This window comes from Arthrobacter sp. 05T420 (assembly GCF_056396305.1).
Map to the genome: position 1 here is coordinate 1 of NZ_JBFTLG010000037.1, position 1,556 is coordinate 1,556.

At 66.7% G+C, this 1,556-nt stretch carries 1 protein-coding gene; it reads right to left on the minus strand.

Annotated elements, in window-relative coordinates:
* Positions 1-298: 298 nt before the first annotated feature.
* Complete coding sequence (locus tag AC1DEM_RS21595; RefSeq protein ID WP_476886323.1) at positions 299-1,405, minus strand: IS110 family RNA-guided transposase; 1,107 nt, start codon at positions 1,403-1,405, stop codon at positions 299-301.
* Positions 1,406-1,556 lie beyond the last annotated feature (151 nt).

The window sequence follows — 1,556 nt, forward strand, 5'->3', positions numbered from 1 at the left end:
CTGATATGTAGGAGTTCTTTGTCAAGAGGGCAAGGGTGAGCGGTCCAAGGCTGGTTTGTCTTGGACCGCTCTTTTGTGTCCGTTCCCTGGCCTGATCTGGATGGCTGGCGCGTCGTGAACGACGGCGCTGTCAGACTGATATGCGCGGGTTGGTTACCGCAGGACGAGGTGTTCGGCTGGAGGGGTGCCGCTGGTCTAGCAATGTCGGGCGTCACCGGTGGGTACCGGTTGTCCATAGCTGTGTCGCGGGTCTCCTCCACGCTGCCAAGCCGTCCGGGCGGGGCCGGGAACGGCACGTCTAGTCATTCGTCCATGGGTGCTCCTGTTGGACGGGGGCCGCGAGGGACCAGCACCAGCCGGCCAGTTCGCGGGCGATGGCGACGTTCGCGATGACCCGGCGTTTGTGCCGGGCTTCGAATTGCTCCCATTTCCGGTGCAGCCGGTGGTTGCCCTGGTGGCCGCGGACGCGGGAAGCCTCGTCGGCTGCGTCCCAGCGGGAGCGCATGTCGCGGCTGGCGTTGTTGTAGGGGCGGCGGTGGTGCCAGGCCGCCTCGACCAGCAGCCGGCGGGCGTGGGTGTTTCCGGTCTTGGTGATCGCACCCTGGGACCGGGAGGCGCCGGAAGAGTGCTCGGAGGGGACCAGGCCCAGATACGCGCCGATGGTGGAGCCGGTGAAGCGGGTCCAGTCGCCGATCTCCACGGCGAGGCCGAAAGCGGTCAGCACCGAGATCCCGCGCAGACACATCAGGGCATGCACCACCGGGGCATACGGCTCGGTTGCCGCCATCGCGGCGATCTTCGCATCCAGCCGGTTCCGACGGTCCAGCGTCAGCTCCGCCATTTCCAGACCGGCCTCGTAGGCGGCCTGCAGGGCAGGGTCTTCGAAGTGTTGCCGGTGCAGCCAGGTGTGATGGGCGTCGGTCCAGGCATGGCCGCCGGAGTAGACGAGGCCGTGACGCAGCAGGAGCTTCGAGACAYGGTGTCTGGCCCTCATCAGGTCCGCCCGGACGTCCTCGCGGGCCCGGACCAGATCCCGGGCCGCCTCCTGGGAAGGGCCCGGGACCCGCACCGGGGTGATCTGCCCCAGCAGGGCCAACCGGGCCAGATGTTCAGCATCGCGGGCATCGGTCTTCACCCGGTCCCCGGACGGACGCTGGAGTTTGGACGGCGCCGCGACCACACATTCCATCCCGACGGCATTCAGACACCGGGCCAGGCCGAATCCGGTCGGACCTGCCTCGTAGACAACCAGGACGGGGCCAGGCAGCCCGGCTACCCATTCGGCGATCCCGGCATCGTTGGCCGCCAGGCTCTGGCGCAGAATCTCGCCGGTCTCACCGTCGATAGCGCAGCCCTTGGCGCTGCGCGCGTGGACATCCAAACCGACATAGGTACGCTTGTTCATGGCTGGAACCTCCAGACGTTCAAATGTGGCTCTACCAGTCCACACCCCGCACCAGATTGCGGAACAGACCGTGGACCGGCAACCCACGAACCTCTTTGAACCCGGGGTTCCAGTCCTACGTCAGGCGATCACCACACTTCATATCGTCTAG